The organism is Alteromonas sp. 38 (assembly GCF_902506055.1).
Taxonomy (GTDB): Bacteria; Pseudomonadota; Gammaproteobacteria; order Enterobacterales; family Alteromonadaceae; genus Alteromonas; species Alteromonas lipotrueae.
In genome coordinates this window covers 1,459,637-1,479,168 of record NZ_LR733300.1, presented here as the reverse complement: position 1 = coordinate 1,479,168, position 19,532 = coordinate 1,459,637, and the positions used below count along the sequence as shown (strand labels likewise).

Below are 19,532 nucleotides of genomic sequence, written 5' to 3'. Positions count from 1 at the left end.
TCATTGAGCGGGCTTTTTTTTATCTGAAGAAAAGTGAAAGGGTGTGCTAAATAACAGAAACTAAGCATGAGCAAACATAGGGCTTGCTCATACAAATACACAAAGGGTAAGCCGCTAAACAGAAGGTGTAAAACCGAAGTGAAGATAGGCGCGTTGCGAGACGATACGCCCACGCGGGGTACGCTGTAAGAAACCTTGCTGAATTAGAAAGGGTTCAATAACATCTTCAATAGTCTCTTTCTCTTCACCAATCGCCGCAGCTAAATTATCTAGCCCTACTGGGCCGCCATCAAATTTCTCTATAATGGCACAAAGCAATTTCCGATCCATGTAATCGAAACCTTCTTTATCTACATCAAGCATATCCAATGCCTTTGCTGCGGTTTCAACGCCTACCGTACCATCAGATTTAATTTCTGCGTAATCTCGAACCCGTCGTAATAGCCTGTTGGCAATACGCGGTGTACCTCTAGAGCGACGTGCAATTTCCTGTGCGCCTTCTGGGCTCATATCCAAATTCAAGTAACTCGCACTACGAGCCACAATGGTGGTGAGATCTTTAACCGAATAAAACTCGAGTCGTTGAACTATGCCGAATCGGTCTCGCAATGGCGATGTAAGCGAACCTGCCCGCGTTGTAGCTCCCACTAAGGTGAAAGGTGGTAAGTCAAGTTTGATAGAGCGGGCTGCTGGCCCCTCGCCTATCATAATATCCAGCTGGTAATCTTCCATGGCGGGATACAGAATTTCTTCCACTACAGGGCTTAATCGATGAATTTCATCAATAAAAAGCACATCGTTGCGTTCAAGGTTAGTCAGCAATGCCGCTAGGTCACCTGCTTTTTCAAGTACGGGACCAGAGGTGGTTTTAATGCTGACATCCATCTCGTTCGCCACAATATTTGCTAGGGTGGTTTTACCTAACCCTGGCGGACCAAATATTAATAAGTGATCAAGGGCATCGTCACGCTTTCTAGCTGCCTGAATGAAGATTTCCATCTGCTCACACACGTGAGGCTGGCCTGTGTAATCATCAAGCATTTTAGGGCGAATAGCACGGTCGATAACTTCATCTTCGGTACTCGCGTCGGGCGTAATTAATCTGTCAGCTTCTATCATTAGGGCTCTGCTTTAATGTAAATCGGCTACGTAGGCCTATCGCGCTAGCTTGTTTTAGTCTTGGCTTCTGTTTAAAAAGGTTTAAATAGCGGCTTTTAACGCTTCACGAATTAGCGATTCGCTTTCCATGCCTTCTTTATAAACACTGTCGATAAGTTTACTGGCCTGCGCAGGCTTATAGCCTAGTGCCACTAGCGCGCTCTGGGCATCTTCTCTCGTGTCGTTTACTTCTACTAGCGTATTGGTGTTAAGTAAATCCCCACTGGGCGGTGGAATGACAATACTTTGTACTTTGCCAAACTTCGCTAACCTATCTTTTAACTCAACCACTAACCTTTCAGCCGTTTTCTTACCAATGCCCGGCAAGCTCACTAGCGCAGAAACGTCTGCATTTTGAACCGCTGATAAAAATTGGCCTGCGGACATACCCGATAATATGGTTAAGCCTAATTTAGGGCCCACCCCATTCGCTTTAATTAGCTCTCGGAATAATCCTCGCTCCATTTTATCGGCAAAACCGAACAGCAATTGCGCGTCTTCTCGCACGACGAAATGGGTATAAACTACCACTTCCTCACCTACGGCTGGCAATTGATAGAAGCTGGTCATTGGCATATGAATTTCATAACCTACCCCATTTGCATCTACCAATATTTCTGGGGGCTGCTTTTCGGCCAATGTACCGCGAATACGTCCAATCATGACTGCTCTCTTACCTGGTATTTTCCCAATGTAGGGAAATAAAACGAATAGGAAGGTTCTATTAGTTACAAAAAAGTGGTTACCGCTATGCGAGTTTTTAACAACGCTAGAGCAAACAAAACAATTAACGCAAACGGCCTCGCACGGTTTTGCGTGCTTGCCCTGCCATATTAATCAAGCTTTGCTCGGTATGAGCATGACATAGCGCTACCGCAAGAGCATCAGCTGCATCAGCTTGAGGTGTACCACTTAAACTCAACAAATGCTTCACCATGTGCTGCACTTGGGTTTTATCTGCACTACCCTTACCTACTACTGCTTGTTTAATTTGCCTAGCCGAATATTCTGCTACTGGCAAATCACCTTGAGTGGCTGCCACAATAGCGGCACCGCGGGCTTGCCCTAACTTTAAAGCAGAGTCGGGATTTTTTGCCATAAACACTTGCTCGATAGCAAATTGTGCAGGGTTGTACTGGCGAATAATATCGCTAATGCCGGTATAAATATTGGCAAGCCTGGACGGTAAGTCTGCCGTTCCAACGCGAATACAACCGCTCGCCACATACACAAGTTTACCCTGCTTACGCTCAATAACGCCGTAGCCTGTAACCCTAGAACCTGGATCTATACCCAGTATAACCATTAAGGTACGTTTGGTACAAACATTGATACCGCCTCTTTGTTTGAAGGCGACCAAAGTCGCGCTAATGCTTGTGCTTTATCTACCCACTCATACTGCAAATGTTCAGTAAGCACCAACGGCAAGGTACTGTCTACTTGAAGAGAAAAAACGTGTTCGGTGTTAAACCGTGTTCCGGGGGGATATCGATGCAACCAGCGGCTGCGAATTTCGTATTGGTTTTGTCTATTGTGGTTAAACATTTCTATAGACAGTTGTTTGGCGTCAATCCCTGTTTCTTCCGCTACTTCTCGGTATGCGGTTTCAATAGGGAGCTCGCCATCTTCCATTGCGCCGGTAACCGACTGCCAAAATTCAGGGTCGTCATTGCGCTGTAGCAAAAGTACCTTATGGTGCTGATCGTACAACACCACAAGGACCGACTCGGGCTTTTTATAAGCCATCGTTTACGACGGCTTTTTTACCGTTGCAATCGCCAACTCTTCCAACTGCTGTGGATTCGCTGGACTTGGCGCAGATGTTAATGGGCAAGCCGCTGTCGTGGTCTTAGGGAATGCCATTACATCTCGAATAGAACTAGCACCAGTCATAAGCATAACAAGGCGATCTAAACCGAACGCTAGACCTGCATGAGGCGGCGCACCAAAGCGTAAAGCATCAAGTAAGAAGCCAAATTTATTCTTCGCTTCTTCTTCTTCAATACCCAAAATCTCAAACACGGCAGATTGCATTTCTTCGTTGTGAATACGTACTGAACCACCACCAAGCTCGCAACCATTTAATACCATATCATAGGCATCAGACAATGCGCCAACCGGGTTGGCTTTAAGCTCTTCTGCGGTTAAGCCGCGAGGTGCAGTAAACGGATGGTGTATAGCATGAAGCTGTCCATCGAATTCTTCAAACATAGGGAAGTCGACAACCCACAACGGCTTCCACTCACCTTCTAACAGCTCGAAGTCTTCACCTAGCTTAAGGCGAAGTGCGCCCATAGCTTCGGTAACTACTGTGTTAGTGTCGGCACCGAATAACAAGATGTCGCCAGCTTGAGCACCAGTACGCTGTAAAATACCGTCGGTAATATCTTCGCTTAAGAATTTAAGAATAGGTGATTGTAAACCTTCTTGGCCAGGTGCCATTTCGTTTACTTTCATCCATGCCAAACCTTTCGCGCCGTAAATGCCTACGAACTTGGTGTACTCGTCAATTTGCTTACGAGACATGCTAGCACCGCCTGGTACGCGAATAGCAGCAACACGACCTTTAGGATCGTTAGCTGGGCCACTGAATACTTTAAACTCAACAGTTTCAAGTAGGTCAGCAATATCGGTAAGCTCTAGTGGATTACGTAAATCAGGCTTATCGCTACCAAAACGCTTCATTGCTTCGGCGTAGGTCATGCGTGGGAAGTCACCTAAATCTACGTTCAACATAGTGCTGAACAAATCGCGGATCATGCTTTCAGTGATCGCCATTACGCCATCGGCATCTAAAAACGTAGTTTCGATATCGATTTGAGTAAATTCTGGTTGGCGGTCGGCACGCAAATCTTCGTCACGGAAGCATTTTACGATTTGATAGTATCTGTCCATGCCAGACATCATCAGCAATTGCTTAAACAGTTGTGGCGATTGCGGCAGTGCAAAGAACTCGCCTTTATGCGTACGACTAGGTACTAAATAATCACGAGCACCTTCAGGTGTCGCTTTGGTCAAAATAGGGGTTTCAATATCTAGAAAGCCTTCGCCTTCTAAGAAACGACGTACTGCACCAGTTACCTTAGCGCGGAACTGCAAGCGCTGGCTCATAACAGGGCGACGTAAATCAAGGTAACGGTAGCGTAAACGCTGCTCTTCAGAGTTCTCTTGGTTCCAATCAAGTGGCAGCGCATCAGAGCGATTGATGATTTCTAGGCCTGTGCCCAAAATTTCAATTTCGCCGGTACGCATATCTTTATTCATTTGACCTTCAGGACGAGCACGTACTTTACCGGTAAGCTTCACGCAGAATTCACCGCGAAGTTTATTCGCTACGCTTAATACCTCTGGTAAATCAGGGTCGAATACCACTTGAACGATACCTTCGCGGTCTCGTAAGTCGATGAAGATAACGCCACCTAAATCACGGCGTTTGTTTACCCAACCACATAGGGTGATTTCTTGCCCAATGTATGATGAATCGATGTTCCCACAGTAATCTGTGCGCATGGTCGTTGACCCCTGATATTCTTATCTTGCGTTACACGATGGTTGGCAAACCCTTGAACCTGCTTGCCATTACTCTACAATGAGGCGATCGCGCCCCTTGCCATCATGCACTATGTGTTAAATTAAGGTCGCATAGTATAAACAAATGCGCACTAAAGCCCAATGACAAATACAAACAATCCTGCAGTAACTAAATTATCAACTTCTTCGGCGCTACCCGAGGTATTTATTGGCCTGCCGCAGTGGCAGCATAGTCATTGGCCAAAAACCTGGTTTGCTAATTACCCAAAAAGTGACAATCAACTGGTTCATTACGCTAATGAGTGTAATACGGTTGAGGGAAATACAACCTTTTATTCTCTCCCCCATTCAGATGCGGTAGCACGCTGGGAACAATCTGTAGGTAGCGACTTTTCGTTTACCTTTAAATTTAACCAGCAAATCACGCATGTTCACCAATTATTGCATTGCGAAGATGAAGTGAACGAACAATTACAAATTCTTGCGCAACTTGAGCACAAACTCGGTGTGATGCTGTTGCAACTTCCTGCAAGCTTTGGCCCTGAAAAACTCGAGCGACTGGCTTCGTTTTTAAGTCATTTACCACGCCATATTAAGGTGGCCGTTGAGGTTAGGAATTTGGCTTTTTTTAAAAAAGGCGATGAAGAGAAACAGTTAAACCAATTATTAATTGAGCACAACGCCAACCGCATTATTATGGACACCCGCGCCTTGTTTACCGGCCCTGTTTCAAGGCTAGATACAGGGGCTAATACAAGGGCTAGCAACAGTGCGCTATTAAGTGAGGTACGACATAAAAAACCTAGAGTCCCGGTGAATGTGATTGCCACCGCGAATAACCCTGTCGTTCGTTTTGTAGGAAATGATACGGACGAAGATAATATTGCGTGCTTAACGCCTTGGGTGAATAAAATTCATCAATGGCGGCTAGAAGGAAAAAGCCCGTATTTCTTTTGTCATCGACCCGATAACAAAGACGCCCCGTGGTTGGCGCAGCAGTTTATTGATTTGTACAACCAAAAGCATGGTGATGCGGCAATTCCTAACCTTGCCATTAAACAACAGCCGAGCCAAAACGCCTTGTTTTAGCGTGCATTTGCTGCGCATAAATTTCGCTAAAAGTGCTGCTGTTTTAACTATTTTAAATAGCAAAGCCATGCACCATACATTAAGAATATTAACTAGTGCTTATGCTTACCTTCCTATAAACTGAAAGCTATTGAGACAGTCTCAATAGTAACTTTTTATTTAAGTGAAATAATTAATGGAATTACCAACGCTTGATCGCGAAACCTTGCGATTAAAAGCCCTAGAAAATTTAAACATTCTAGACACCAAACCCGACGCACAGCTAGATGCCGTTACCAAAGCAACCCAAGAATATTTTAAATGCAAAATTTGCTTGGTGAGCTTAATTGCCGAAGACAGACAATGGTTTAAGTCTCGCCAGTGTTTAGATGTGTCAGAAACACCGCGCAATATTTCATTTTGCACTTACGCAATAGCGGAAGAAGAATATTTAATTGTAACCGACGCAACAAAAGACAGCCGTTTTGCAGGCGGCCCCTTGGTTAAAGGTGAGCCTTACATTCGCTCTTATGCTGGCGCTATTCTTCGTTCTAACGATGGGTACGAGCTTGGTACATTATGTGTTATTCATGATGAACCGAGAGAGTTCTCTGCTGAAGAAATTCTTATGTTAAAAGAGATGGCCAAGAAAGCGGAAACCATCATTAATGAGAATCAATGGTAGATTAACAATCGCTAACAAGGCTATTAAAGCCCACTAATCTAAAAGAAAAAAGCTGCCACATTAGGTGGCAGCTTTTACGCTTTACGCTTCAAAGATACTTCCAGTAGGGGTCGTACTAACGAAAGTCTCCCGCATCTAAGTCATGCTTCTTCATTAACTTATGCATATCGGTTCGGTTACGACCGGCTAACTCAGCCGCGCGGGTTACGTTTCCATCCGTCATTTTCAAAAGCTTGTTCAAATACTGTTGCTCGAAGGCATCACGGGCTTCGGTCAGCGTTGGCCAACTTTGTTTGGTAGCTGATAGCGCTTGTTCTACAAGATGCAGAGGCACTACCGGGGTTTGTGTTAAGGCAACACATTGCTCTACCACATTCACTAATTGACGCACGTTTCCTGGCCAAGATGATTTCACTAACAGCTGCATAGCATCGTCTGAAAACTGACTAACATTCACGCCATGACGCTGAGCACTTTGCTGTAACAATGAACGAGCAAGTAATGGAATATCTTCGCTACGCGCTTTCAACGACGGAAGCTTTAAGTTCACCACATTTAAGCGGTAATATAAGTCTTCCCTGAAAGTGCCCTCTTCCATTTCTTTGAGCAAATCTTTGTGAGTAGCCGAAATGATACGAACATCAATATCTACATGCTTGCTGCTGCCTACAGGCCTGATTTGACGCTCTTGTAACGCACGTAATAGTTTAACTTGTAGTGTCATTGGCATATCGCCAATTTCATCTAAAAATAGAGTACCGCCATCGGCTTCTCGAAATAAACCTGGGTGAGCGGCTACCGCTCCAGTGAAAGCACCTTTTGCATGCCCGAATAACTCTGATTCAAGTAAGTTTTCTGGCAGTGCGCCACAGTTAATAGCAACAAATGGCTTGTTACGTCGATCGCTTGCCTGATGCATTGCATTCGCTAGTAACTCTTTACCTGTTCCACTTGCTCCGCTAATGAGTACGCTAACTTCTCGCTGTGCAATTCGGTACGCTTGATCAAGTACATTAAGCATATCTTGAGAGCGGGTAACGATACTTTTCGCCCACTCACCGGGCTGGGCTGCTTGTGACTGACTTAATGCTTTTTGTAATAAGGTACGCAGTTCATCATGATCGACTGGCTTTGGAAGAAAGCCAAAAACACCTCGTTGGGTGGCCGCAACCGCATCAGAAATGGTTCCGTGAGCGGTCATCAAAATAACGGGAATATCTTTTCGAATGCCCATGATTTCTTCAAATAAACTTAACCCGTCAAGGCCAGGCATACGCAAATCACTGAGGACTACGTCAAAAGCATCATTTTGAAGTTTTCTTAACGCCGCATTACCATCTTCAACGGCAGTAACTTGATAACCCTCACCTTCTAACCGAATGGTCAAAAGACGAAGTAAACTTTTATCATCATCAACCAACAATAAATGGGGTTTGTTCTTACTACTTTCACTCATTGTTAGTTGTTCCTGTTTTTATCCATAAGTGTTGCTTCAATTTGGAGGAGTTCTTCTAGTTTTTTCTGCTGAGCTTTAAGCTCAGCATACAGCTTTTGTAATTCTTGACCTCGAAGGGTATTTTCTTTGCTTAATACACTCAACGCAGACTCAAGTTCCATTAACTGTTTGTTTGGGTTACTTACCACAACTTGAATGACCAACGCGGCGGCGTCGGTAAATTCAGGCATTAAATCATCTATAGAGAGTTGGGCTCGTAGCCTATCTTGATACGGGGTGTCACTGGATAAGGATAAAAGGTAAGCGTGAATTTTGTCTTTTTTCGATTGACCAAGCGCTGTCAACTGCGCTTTACGCTCTATCCAAGGCGTGGCATCAGCTTCAAGCCAAACTTCCAACCAGTAAGTCATGTTGCAATTGTAATCAAAATTTTCTGGTTCTGAAGTGAACAGGCAAATATCGTCGTCTACAGCCACTTCAATGATCTGGGGTAGTGGAACATCAATTTTCTGTTCGATTGGCTGCTTAGACAACACACTGCAACCCGACATCATCGTCAGGGCCAGTATCATACAACTTATTCTCATTTTATTTTTCCTGTTGAGGAATCGTCACCCTAAAGCACACATCAGCATAATCAACATCGACAACTTGCACGTCGCCATGCATCAGTCGCGCACAATCCGCAACAATTGATAAGCCTAATCCTGTACCTATAACATTGTCATTTCTCGGCTCAGCGCCACGGGTGAAAGGTTCAAACAGTGTTGCAACCGACTCTTTGGCAATCCGCTTGCCTCGATTTGCAACGTCCAATATAGCAAAGTTATTATTTAAATATATATGTACATTAATGGGTCGTCCTACTGCACCATGTGCTACCGCGTTAGACACCAAATTGTCGAGTATTCGTCGAAATAACTCTTCGTCAGCCCAAATATGGCTATTTTCTACCGATACGGTAACTTCTCGCTCTTGCAGCGCGAGGGCGTAATCCCCCAGACATGCATCAACCAACTTCTTCGCATCAGTATTGACGATGTTGGGCTGAGCTTGCTGTAACAACAAGTTATAGTCGAGTAATTTTTCAATTAATGTGTTCAATCTCTGAGTACTTGCGCTAAGTAGCGACAACACTTCACGTTGAGCATCATTTAAATCGCCCACAACATTTTCCGATAATAAACTACATCCTTCCTTAATACTGGCCAACGGTGTTTTCAATTCGTGAGCAGCATGCCGCAATAGTGCTGTGCGTATATGCTCTAACTGACCAAGCCGATCGTACAGCCAATGTAGATCTTTCTCCACATCTATTAGCTCTCGCGGCGCTTGGCGAGATAAAGGAGGAAGATCACCTTGCTGATGAGCCACTATCCGTATTATCTGCTTTAGTTTATTGACTGGATTAACAATCAGTTGGCTTCCCAAAAGGATAAGCAGCAAGGAAACACTTACCAACATCGCCGTAGACCATGCCTGCTTTGCTTGCATCGCGTTTAAGTCATCTTGCTGAACTTTGACCCGCTCGGAAATCGCGAGTTCCACGTCGTCACGAAGTTGTGAAACACTTCGTGATACGTTAGCAAGGTAGGCATTGAGTAGGAGTTGATCTTCAATTAAGCGGTAATCAGAAAGATCGCCTAATTGTTCAGACAACCTTTCACAGGTTCCCTGAACAGATAAGGCTTGGCAAAGGTTATCTGCGGCCACCGCGAACTGGTCGAGTGCATTGTCGGATAACGTGGCAACTTTCTCGGTTCGAATAACGGCGTATTGGCGAATACTTCGCTCTAAGTCCACGACGGCACCGTCTAGGCGTTGCATATCCCCCACGACATCAACCACGTAACGGGTTTCCAGCGTGGTCATTTGCCCTACTTTGGCTAAATCACTTTGACTTTGCCACAACAGCGCAATTAATGGGATTAACGCCAGCACGAAGCTACCTAGCGTGAGTTGACGTAAAGAGCCTAGCTGAACCAGCCGTTCACCAAATGAAAATTTCTCAATCAGAGTGGTATTCCTTCAAACAAGCACCGGCAGGCGCATCTGCTAGGCTATTATTTATTTCATACGCTAACGGCAGCTATTTACTGACGGCAGATTTTGCATTTCCTGGTGTTAGTTTACTTTTTGCTAATTCGGCTTCAGTTAATTTGCCATCTTCATTGTCGTCAATTAACCCAAAGTTACGCAATAGTTCGGTATGTCGAACCGCTTCCTTCAGTGATATTAGGCCGTCTTTATTAGTATCTAACTGCTGCATCAACGTTTTCGCAGGTGACGCGTGCGCTTCAACTACCGAAATAGCTTGTATCGCCGCGATAGTAAGTAAAATCAGAAAAACCTTCTCTAGTCGTTTCATCATGAATCCTCCGCATTACTGCTTGTTTATAAATCCCTTAAACTAACTTCGATAACTCTGTTAACTCTGATTTGGTAAGCTAAAATTGAGCCAAAAATACAATACAACTATATATCAAGTACTTACAATACGTAAATCAACTAACCTCCTGCTCACTGTATCTATAAACAGACACAGTTACACGAACAGTTGTAAATGTATCCAATAACCTGATAATGCTTCAAAATAGGTTGCTGAAACAGTCTTTTAGAACAGTTGGTTAACATAACCTAATAAAAAGCGCAATGCATTGGCATTGGGTGTCTACCTACGCTTCACTATTATCAGTATTACCTATGTAAAACTGTTTAGGTGACTGAACGAGCTCATCCATAGGAATGGGTTTGCTAAACATAAACCCTTGAATGTAGTCACAACCGTGATCAATCAAATAATGCCACTGGGTTTCATTCTCAATACCTTCAGCACATACAGACAGTGAAAGACGTTTGGCCAAATCGATAATAGCGCCCGTTACTAACCGGCTGCGTTCGGACGTTTCTAACTCGTGTACGAATTGCTTATCAATTTTTAAGGTATCGATACTAATTTGGGTTAAATAGCTTAGCGAAGAATAACCCGTGCCAAAATCGTCAAGGGCAATGGCGCACCCCATGTTGCTCATGCGTTTAAAGAATTTATTTGAAGACGCAAAATTCTCTAAATAAGCAGACTCAGTTACCTCGAATTCTACGTATTCCGGGTTTACATTGTGGCGCGTAAAAATCTCATAGATATTGTCAAATAGATTACTATCACGAAGGTCGTGACCTGATAAATTTACTGACACACGAAAACGATGGGGAAGCCATTCTCTTAATTTGGGTAGGTCAATACAGACCTTTTCAATTACCCACCGGGTAATGGCAGATATTTTGCCGCCTTGTTCCGCAATGGGAATAAACTCATTCGGCATGACTAAACCATATTCAGGATGTTGCCACCTAAGCAGTGCCTCTAAGCCGATAACTTTCCCTTTATGATCGACTTTAATTTGGAAGTACACCATAAACTCATTGTTCTTTAATCCTTGCTCTATGGCATTGGCTAAATGGAATTTACGCTTATGTGACTCCACCATATCGGGCGTAAATATGGTAAAGCTACCACGCCCTTTGGCTTTAGAGCGGTACATGGCAAGATCTGCGTTGCTCATGAGTTCACTTAAATCATAGTCGGCGTCTATGGCTCGCGCTACGCCCACACTAACGCCAACAGACAGCGACAGCCCACGCAGTTCAAAAGGACTGGTAAAGGCATTAATCAATCTACCCGCCATATTTTCGAGACTGGTATCTCGCGTTTCCCTGTCTGGTAATACTAAAAACTCATCGCCCCCTAAACGGGCGACCAAATCCCCTTCTCGCAACAGGGCGCTAACCCTATCTGCTACTTCTATCAATATTAAATCGCCGGTCTCATGACCTAGTGAATCGTTTATTCCTTTAAACCCATCTAAATCGAAAAACAGAAGCGCAAGATCATCATCATTTCTTCGCGCTCGGGCTAATTCTAACCGCAAGTTATCAAGCACAAATTGTCTATTGGGCAACCCCGTTAGGCTGTCATAGTTAGCCAGGCGAATCATAGTTTCCTGTTGATCGACCAACGTTTGATTTTGTTCATGATTGATGAGTAACTCAACCTCAATCATTTCTAAAAGGCGATTGATGTTTTCTCCTAATTCTCCTATTTCATCTCTCGACGTTAGGTTTTGTCGCAGCGCATAATCTTTTGTATCTGTGACTTGTTTGGTGAAAAAACTCAACTCACTCAAAGGGCGAAATACACGATGAATGAAAAACAATGTGCCTATTATACTTATTACCCACAGCACGAAGATAAGGGGTAACACATTCAACAATAAGCCCTTAATACTTCCCGAAAGCGGTGCCTTGGCATCAACGAACAGTACCAAGAAACCATCAGGCTTTTGCGAAGAGCCTATTACCCGTCGTGCAATAATCACGTCATTTTCTGAGGATACCCCTTCGGGTAATCCTAATGGGTCAAGCATATTGAAAAAGGGCTCGTTCAACCTAATAGCAGATGGGCCCTCTTCTTCTAGTAAAAGAGTAAAGTTACTATCATAAATTCTTGCTGCGATAACATGTTCATGCTCCTTTAATAGGAGCAGAACATTTGAAATAGAGGAGGACTTTTCGGTATTCAATAACATGGATGGCGCTATGTTCTTCACCACGCCATTGCCAAGAGAAATCGTATGAGAATGGGCCAAATTGAGATAAAGCGCTTTGTGCTCTATTACCGCAAACCACAACACAGCTGCAGCCATAACTGACATAGACAAAGTTACGACAATACTAATTGGGGCCTTTATAGACTTAAATACACCCACTTGCTTAAACACCACCCGCGTTATACATTGCAATCATGTTTTAAATAAATCTTACGTTATTATCACAATCTCGACGATGTCTGAGACCACAGAAAATCATGATTTATTTATAGCATTATTTTTCACTAATTACCTGTGTAACAAGAACTTTTTACATTATTAATAGCGAGCAAGTGTTTCAAGTACTGTATTAATTTTCTGGTGAAACATGCAGTTTGGCTTTAATAAAATGGGAATGCGGCACATGTAGTAAATCTGATATACGCCGTATTGTATGCTCTTCAATAGGAGCAAGTTGATTATCTGCATAAGCAATAACCCATAAGCCTTCGAGAATATCCCGCTTTTGGTCTGGATCACACGTTTGATTAATTATCTTAGTAAATTGTACTAAATCGACAGCTTCTTCTGCTGACATACGACCTTCTTCCATTAGCAATTTTAGCTCATCATCAGAGAGCTCAAACTGCTTATATAAGTGCGTTTTGTAAGCTTTAAGCTCACTGTCTGTAACATTATCGTCAGCCCGCATAATTTCACTTAACAATGCAGCAGTGGCAAGTTCGACAGTATGTTTCTGTTGCTCTTCTGACTCTTTCGTTTCGAAAAGCTGTAACAAAGATTTAAGCATTAGGCGCTCCAATTAAACAACGACGCTATTGCATAACATATCCACCGTTCTGAAGTGGGAATATACGGCAAATCGTTGGCATTTTTAGTTTAGTGGTAGTTATTCAACGGCTGTATTGAGCAAACAGTTTATTTTTCGCCCGCCTTTTTCAAACCACACTTTACTACTTAGCGCTCTAATAAGGCCCAGCCCTCTTCCGAATGAGTCATTACTTTCGGGGCTGGCTTTACGCTCCCAATCAAAACCATTGCCGCTGTCTTCTATTGAAAGAAAGACAACCTTTTTCACAGGATCAAACTCAATACTAATAATAATCGTCCCTTCATCTAGGGCGCTCAGCAGCTTTTCTCGCTGCTCATAATATAGTTGAAAGCCTTCTGGTGAGTGCTTTAAACGTGAGTCCATGTTCAAAATACCGTGCTCTAAGGCGTTGCTAAACATTTCGGAAACCACGGTAAAAAGCACCGAACGAACATGTTCAATACCGCTACACTGAGAGGTTTGGTGGAGCATACGGGTTTGAATATCGGGCTGCTTCAAATGCTTGGCACTCAAGGTAATAACTATATTCAATGGAATATCGTCGGTAGCTCTATAGGGCTGCACGCCTTCTAACGACTGACTTTTAAAGATAACCACAGAAACATCGTCGTCAAAACTAGGCGTAGCCGAAAATGCTTTAGCGTGATTAAAAATCCCGTCGGCAGTAATATCACTAGCATCAGCACACCATTGTTTTACCCCCTCTTCGGTTAGCATATTTCCGTCAGCATCAACCGCTTCTGTTAGTCCATCGGAATAGATAATTAACTTGTCATTTGCCAGCATTTCAAAAATTTCGCATTCACTGTCAAACTCATGTTGCTCAAGAATACCCAGTGCCATATGAGGTGAAGAAATCGTTTTGATAAATCGCCGTTTGCCTGACACCACCATCATCTGTGGCATACCACCTTGCCACAAGGTGATACGTGAACCATCAGAGCCAACCTCGCCGACAACCGCAGCCATAAACATATCGCTGGGTAAAAATCGCAATAGTATTTTATTAAACTCTGTCGCCATTTCATTGACCGACAGCCCTTTTGCTGACATCTCTTGAAATGCCCGGGTTACCGGCAGTGCACCAATGGCTGATGCAAGCCCATGCCCTGTAAAATCTCCCACTAAAAAGTACAGGCCGCCACTTGGGCTAGCTTCACACACAAACACATCGCCATTAAATGTTTCCGCAGGCGTTAATGCATGATCGAAATATTTAAGAACGTGACCTTTGTTAACAATGGCATGACTAAAAATATGCTCAACAATCGCATGTTCCCTTGCTACCCGCTGTTGATAAAATCTAAGCTCTTCATTTTGTTGTTCAATATGAGCGCTTAGGTTACGAATTTTTTCGTGAGCGCGAATTTTAGCGGTGAGAATATGTTTGTCGAAAGGTTTCGTCGCAAAGTCATTCCCCCCTACCTCTAAACATTTAACCAGACTTTCTTTGTCATCCAGCGCGGTGATGAATAAAATAGGTAAGTATCGGCCACCGGCTAAGGTTCTAATTTGTGGTGCAACCTCGAAACCACTCATACCGGGCATGATTACATCAAGTAATACTAAATCGGGTATCGCTTGTTCAACTATCGTTAACGCGTCCTCACCGCATGCAGCTTCAACACAATCAGTGAACCCCGCCTCGCTTAACATGCTAACTAACATGGTGCGATTTATTGGTTCGTCATCAACGATAAGAATTTTCATGTAATGTTAGCGCCCTGTTGCTGACTTACCGCTGCGTCTCAACGAATAATAAATTTTTTGTCAAAACGCGATATTTTTAGTATTCGCTCCACGGGTGGTCGGCTATTCTCAATACTAAATGTCAGTGACCTTTGTGATAATACCTTTTGCATATTAAGCAACATACCTAAGGCTGAACTGTCCATGTATTCTGTCTTAGCTAAGTCAACGGTGATGTGCTTAACATCAGAGTCTAAATCTTGATAGGCTGAGCGAAATGCTTCCACTTTGCTGAAATCGAACTTTTCGCCCATCTCTATGATTAAAGTCTCTTGCTCATTGACCTTATCCTTTAATACATTCATTTAATCACTCCTTCTTCCGTTAACTACACTGCTTCCCCATTTCCTTTTATCCCGTATTATTCTAGGAATGAACTCAGCGTATATTTAGGCTTTACTAGAATTTATTCTAGCGCAGATATTTCAGCATGCCATGCTACAATTGTAGATAAGCCTAAATATGGCTCGTTTAACGCACAGGAAAAAATCAGAGGGTAAAATGCAAGATTGGCAAGATGCACTGCTGGTATACAGTACCGATACAGGTAAAGTTAAACCTTCGCCTAAAGAAGCAAAGCGTTCCACTTCCGACGATGGTATTGTTCGTATACACAGAGAAACAAAAGGCCGCAAAGGAAAAGGCGTGTCTATAATTAAAGGGCTTGATTTAGCCCCCGATGCGTTAAAAAAACTGGGCACTGAATTAAAAAAGAAGTGTGGCTGTGGTGGCGCGGTTAAAGATGGACACATTGAAGTTCAAACGGATGACCGCGAGAAGTTAAAAGCTTTACTGCAGGATAAGGGCTTTAGCGCTAAAATTGCTGGGGGTTAATTCACCCCCCTTACTTTCCTTGAAAATACCAAAAAGAGAACGGAATGGAAAAGCTGTCAATTTCTGATTTACACATCATATTAGTTGAACCCTCTGATACACAGAGGAAGATTATTACTACCCTATTGTTGAAAGAAAAGGTAAGGGAAATTGATCCTGTTAGTACCCTTTCTGAGGCTATGTCAGCGGTTAAAGCGCACGGTGCAGACCTGATTGTTAGCGCGATGTATTTCGAAGACGGCACAGCATTAGATTTACTCAAGTTCATTAAAGAAAGTGACGAATTTAAATCTATTCCATTCATGCTGGTATCAAGTGAGAACAGATTAAGTAAACTGGAAGAGTTTAAACAAGCAGGTGTTGCAGCCATTCTTCCTAAACCTTTCGAGCCCCTTCATTTGTCTCGTGCTCTAAACGCTAGCCTTGATTTAATCAATCACGACGAACTTGAACTAGAGCTATTCGATATTCACGATGTTAGGGTGCTGCTTGTTGACGACAGTAAATTAGCGCGCAACCACATTCGCCGTGTACTTGAAGGTATGGGCCTACAGCGCATAAAAGAAGCTGAAAACGGTGCAATGGCACTCACGTTTATTAAAGATGAAGCCTTCGATTTAGTGGTTACCGATTACAATATGCCAGAAATGGATGGCCGAGAACTCTCTGAGTTCATCCGTTTCAACCCTGAAACCACGCATATTCCTATCATCATGGTAACGTCTGAAGCAGCCGATAGTGCCCATATGTCCAATATTCAACAGACCGGTGTGAATGCGCTATGTGATAAGCCATTCGAACCTACGGAAGTTCGTCAAATGCTAGCGGCCTTATTGGGTAACTAACATTACGAATTGCAAATAATCTCCCCATATTGATTAAAGCAGAAAACCGACACCATAGCGTCGGTTTACTGCTTTAAGGCAAATTCGTTATTCGCCCTACCCCTTCTACTAGTATCTATCAAGCCCTCCCCCCGATAAAAATCAAAACCAATGTAAAAACAGGTTGACACTGAAACGCTGTACGCATAAAGTCAATCGTATGAAACAGAATAATATACATGCAGTGGCTATCTTTTTTGCGTTTATGCTCTTTAAATAGGGAGGCGCAGCTACATGCATAAAAACCTCCCTCAAGGGAGGTTTTTTTTTAGCTAATACGATAAGTGGAAAACTATGTCTGACAACGCCTTAGATGCTGTAAGAGAGCGCATAACATCATTAGATAGTGAACTTCTAACCTTATTGGCTGAGCGCCGTGTGCTCACCAACGAGGTTGCTGAAACTAAAATTAAGCACCATATTCCAGTTCGAGATCAGAAACGTGAAGAGCAACTGCTTGTTCGCCTTATTAAAGAAGGTAAAGATGTAGGTCTTGACCCACACTACGTTACTCAGATTTTTCACGTCATCATTGAAGACTCAGTGTTAAACCAGCAGGCAATGCTTGCTGAACGCGCGAACCCTGGCAGTACGCTTCCACTAAATCGCGTGGCTTTCTTGGGCGACAAAGGCTCTTACTCGTACCTTGCTACCCAGAAATATTTCTCTCGACGTCCGGGTGAATTGCTGGAAATAGGTTGTCAGAGTTTCAGTGAAATTATTCAAAAAGTAGAGAATGTAGAGGCCGACTATGCGGTTCTGCCTATTGAAAATACAACCTCAGGCAGTATTAATGAAGTTTATGACCAACTTCAACATACTCACTTAAGCATTATTGGCGAACTTACTCACCCTATTCGTCACACCTTGCTTGTTGGCGCAGATACGACCGTAGATAAAATTAAAACCGTGTACGCTCATCCACAAGTATTCACACAATGTAGCCACTTCTTGGCTGAGCTTGGCAACATTGAAGTGAAAACCATGGACAGTACATCATCGGCTATGTTGACAGTGAGTGAGCTACAGCGAGATGATATTGCAGCTATTGGCAGTGAGGCTGGCGGAAACCTATATGGACTTACAGCAATAAAAAGTAACTTGGCCAACCAAAAAGAAAACCACAGTCGCTTCATCGTAGTTGCTCGAAAAGCCGTAGTAGTTCCACTTCAAGTACCCGCTAAAACCACACTGGTTATGTCAACGGTCCAAAAGCCCGGCGCATTAGTTGAAGCGCTGTTGGTGCTAAGTGAAAACAACATTAATATGACGAAGCTAGAGTCTCGTCCTATTCCAGGTAATCCTTGGGAAGAAATGTTTTACATTGATGTGAAAGGCAATGTGGAAGATGGCCCTGTACAAAATGCCATTGAAGCCCTTAGAAACATTACCCGTTACATTAAAATACTGGGCTGCTACCCTAGCGAAGAAATCAGCCCCACAAAAGTAGCGGCAGCTAGTGCGCTAGCGGAATAATATAAGCCAGCTTTAAGAACGGTACTACGGGGTTTATGACCATCGAAGTACCGTTTTTATTAATCGCTAGTTCGCAGAAAACATACCCTATTACTTCTTACGCAATAGCTGGCCGTCATCGGCTTTTAATAACAATTGTTTACTATCTATCAGACAGTTTTTCGCGTAGCTGCCAAACCAGTTTCCTATGGTTAAAAACTGCTTGATAAACGCTTTTTTATCGCCCTTTTCCAGCAAGATTAAGGCTAAACCGAAACGGTCATAGAAACGGCGGAGTAAAGCGAAGTTTTCAGGGTTGTTGAAAATAATATCGGCGTACAACTCGGGGGCTTGCGCGAATAATCGGCCAACCATAGCTAACTCTAATCGATAGATAGGCGAGCTAAACATAGTGAGGGATTCAAGATCGGGATCTTCTCCACGTAAATGCTCACCATACACGAAAGTATTGAAATGGCGCATTACCTGAATATAAGCCATAGATTTATCATGCTCTTCGGCGGTGCTATTGTGAATAGTTGCCCCCCAAATTCGCATTTGATCGATAAGCCAACCATAAGCGCTCTCGTCGCGTCCCTCACACACCACCACAACCTGTTTAATCATACCTGGAGCATCAGGCCCAAACATAGGGTGCAAGCCAACCACGGGGCCCTTATGCACTGCCATCATAGCTTCTATGGGCTTAACCTTGATACTCGTGATATCAGCTAAAACACAGCTTTCAGGTAACATAGAGAGCTGACCTATCACCTGTTCAGTGAGGTTAATTGGTACAGCCACCACCGCTAATGCGGCGGTTGAAAGCACGTTAGCAGCATGGCCACTTTCCCAATCTTCCCTTTCGACGACAGAAACAGAGTAACCGCTTCGCTCGAACAAGCTGACGAATATTTTACCCAGTGCACCTGCTCCACCAATAACCACAATGGTACCGACATCAGCATTTACCCCAAGGTATCGATTATTTTGCGTATGATAAGACTCGCGCATGATGCGGCGTAATAAGTCTTCGGTAAGATCAGGGGAAACGCCTAACGATTCAGCTTGCGCTCGCCGCGAAGCGATGAGTTCTTTTTCTCTGGAAGGTACATAAACAGGCATACCAGCTTCGGCTTTTACCTGACCCACTTGTGTAGTAAGTGCATTGCGTTTTGCGAGAAGTTCAACGAGCTGGGTATCCAGCTCGTCTATTCCTTCACGCAGCGTATTTAATTGCTGCGAAAAATCGGCCATTCAGTATGTCCCTCAA

19 protein-coding genes are annotated in these 19,532 nt (G+C 43.5%); 5 read left to right on the top strand and 14 right to left on the bottom strand.

The genetic code is table 11. The features are described 5' to 3' along the window. Positions 1-114: 114 nt before the first annotated feature. The 5 genes from ruvB to aspS all read right to left on the bottom strand — a co-directional run bounded on the left by ruvB (position 115) and on the right by aspS (position 4,668). Positions 115-1,119, bottom strand: a complete 1,005-nt coding sequence (gene ruvB, locus FLAVO9R_RS06300; RefSeq protein ID WP_057792964.1) for a Holliday junction branch migration DNA helicase RuvB — start codon at positions 1,117-1,119, stop codon at positions 115-117. A gap of 81 nt (positions 1,120-1,200) precedes the next feature. Further along, positions 1,201-1,821 carry a Holliday junction branch migration protein RuvA gene (gene ruvA / locus FLAVO9R_RS06295; protein WP_159529739.1) on the bottom strand — a complete coding sequence of 207 codons (621 nt, stop codon included), beginning with the start codon at positions 1,819-1,821 and terminating at the stop codon, positions 1,201-1,203. A 124-nt stretch (positions 1,822-1,945) separates the two neighbouring features. Then, positions 1,946-2,464 (bottom strand): crossover junction endodeoxyribonuclease RuvC, encoded by a 519-nt coding sequence (gene ruvC, locus FLAVO9R_RS06290; RefSeq protein ID WP_159529737.1) that lies wholly within the window; start codon positions 2,462-2,464, stop codon positions 1,946-1,948. Continuing rightward, the gene (nudB, locus tag FLAVO9R_RS06285; RefSeq protein ID WP_013784877.1) at positions 2,464-2,904 is read right to left on the bottom strand and encodes a dihydroneopterin triphosphate diphosphatase; all 441 of its coding nucleotides are present in this window, start codon (positions 2,902-2,904) and stop codon (positions 2,464-2,466) included. The genes ruvC and nudB overlap by 1 nt, the downstream gene beginning before the upstream one ends. A gap of 3 nt (positions 2,905-2,907) precedes the next feature. Then, positions 2,908-4,668 carry an aspartate--tRNA ligase gene (gene aspS / locus FLAVO9R_RS06280; protein ID WP_159529735.1) on the bottom strand — a complete coding sequence of 587 codons (1,761 nt, stop codon included), beginning with the start codon at positions 4,666-4,668 and terminating at the stop codon, positions 2,908-2,910. A 162-nt stretch (positions 4,669-4,830) separates the two neighbouring features. Between aspS and FLAVO9R_RS06275 the strand changes: the two genes are divergently transcribed. Together FLAVO9R_RS06275 and FLAVO9R_RS06270 are read left to right on the top strand one after the other, a co-directional pair. Continuing rightward, entirely contained in the window at positions 4,831-5,778 is a 948-nt protein-coding gene (locus FLAVO9R_RS06275; protein ID WP_232370593.1) for a DUF72 domain-containing protein, read from the top strand. A gap of 175 nt (positions 5,779-5,953) precedes the next feature. After that, positions 5,954-6,442, top strand: coding sequence for a GAF domain-containing protein (locus FLAVO9R_RS06270; RefSeq protein ID WP_159529733.1), 489 nt, complete (start codon positions 5,954-5,956; stop codon positions 6,440-6,442). Between the two features lie 115 nt (positions 6,443-6,557). Here FLAVO9R_RS06270 and FLAVO9R_RS06265 read toward each other — a convergent pair whose 3' ends face one another. The 8 genes from FLAVO9R_RS06265 to FLAVO9R_RS06230 form a co-directional block, all read right to left on the bottom strand. Next, positions 6,558-7,898, bottom strand: a complete 1,341-nt coding sequence (locus FLAVO9R_RS06265; protein ID WP_159529731.1) for a sigma 54-interacting transcriptional regulator — start codon at positions 7,896-7,898, stop codon at positions 6,558-6,560. A 2-nt stretch (positions 7,899-7,900) separates the two neighbouring features. After that, positions 7,901-8,485, bottom strand: a complete 585-nt coding sequence (locus tag FLAVO9R_RS06260) for a hypothetical protein (RefSeq protein ID WP_159529729.1) — start codon at positions 8,483-8,485, stop codon at positions 7,901-7,903. A gap of 1 nt (position 8,486) precedes the next feature. After that, positions 8,487-9,884, bottom strand: coding sequence for a sensor histidine kinase (locus tag FLAVO9R_RS06255; protein WP_159534439.1), 1,398 nt, complete (start codon positions 9,882-9,884; stop codon positions 8,487-8,489). A 103-nt stretch (positions 9,885-9,987) separates the two neighbouring features. Continuing rightward, positions 9,988-10,269 (bottom strand): calcium-binding protein, encoded by a 282-nt coding sequence (locus FLAVO9R_RS06250; RefSeq protein ID WP_232370592.1) that lies wholly within the window; start codon positions 10,267-10,269, stop codon positions 9,988-9,990. 304 nt (positions 10,270-10,573) lie between these two features. Further along, on the bottom strand, positions 10,574-12,610 hold the full coding sequence (locus FLAVO9R_RS06245) for an EAL domain-containing protein (RefSeq protein ID WP_220099803.1): 2,037 nt from the start codon (positions 12,608-12,610) through the stop codon (positions 10,574-10,576). A 244-nt stretch (positions 12,611-12,854) separates the two neighbouring features. Next, a complete protein-coding gene (locus FLAVO9R_RS06240) occupies positions 12,855-13,295 on the bottom strand; it encodes a tellurite resistance TerB family protein (RefSeq protein ID WP_013784886.1) in 441 nt (146 codons plus the stop codon). Between the two features lie 99 nt (positions 13,296-13,394). Further along, a complete protein-coding gene (locus FLAVO9R_RS06235; RefSeq protein WP_159529725.1) occupies positions 13,395-15,047 on the bottom strand; it encodes an ATP-binding SpoIIE family protein phosphatase in 1,653 nt (550 codons plus the stop codon). Between the two features lie 38 nt (positions 15,048-15,085). Further along, positions 15,086-15,391, bottom strand: a complete 306-nt coding sequence (locus FLAVO9R_RS06230; RefSeq protein WP_159529723.1) for an STAS domain-containing protein — start codon at positions 15,389-15,391, stop codon at positions 15,086-15,088. Between the two features lie 196 nt (positions 15,392-15,587). On the opposite strand from FLAVO9R_RS06230, the gene yciH reads away from it, so the two are divergent. The 3 genes from yciH to pheA all read left to right on the top strand — a co-directional run bounded on the left by yciH (position 15,588) and on the right by pheA (position 18,280). Further along, entirely contained in the window at positions 15,588-15,920 is a 333-nt protein-coding gene (gene yciH, locus FLAVO9R_RS06225; protein WP_159534435.1) for a stress response translation initiation inhibitor YciH, read from the top strand. A 44-nt stretch (positions 15,921-15,964) separates the two neighbouring features. Beyond that, a complete protein-coding gene (locus FLAVO9R_RS06220; protein WP_126871870.1) occupies positions 15,965-16,765 on the top strand; it encodes a response regulator in 801 nt (266 codons plus the stop codon). A 333-nt stretch (positions 16,766-17,098) separates the two neighbouring features. Next, positions 17,099-18,280 carry a prephenate dehydratase gene (pheA, locus tag FLAVO9R_RS06215; RefSeq protein WP_013784891.1) on the top strand — a complete coding sequence of 394 codons (1,182 nt, stop codon included), beginning with the start codon at positions 17,099-17,101 and terminating at the stop codon, positions 18,278-18,280. Between the two features lie 90 nt (positions 18,281-18,370). Here pheA and tyrA read toward each other — a convergent pair whose 3' ends face one another. Then, on the bottom strand, positions 18,371-19,516 hold the full coding sequence (gene tyrA, locus FLAVO9R_RS06210) for a bifunctional chorismate mutase/prephenate dehydrogenase (protein ID WP_159529721.1): 1,146 nt from the start codon (positions 19,514-19,516) through the stop codon (positions 18,371-18,373). Positions 19,517-19,532 lie beyond the last annotated feature (16 nt).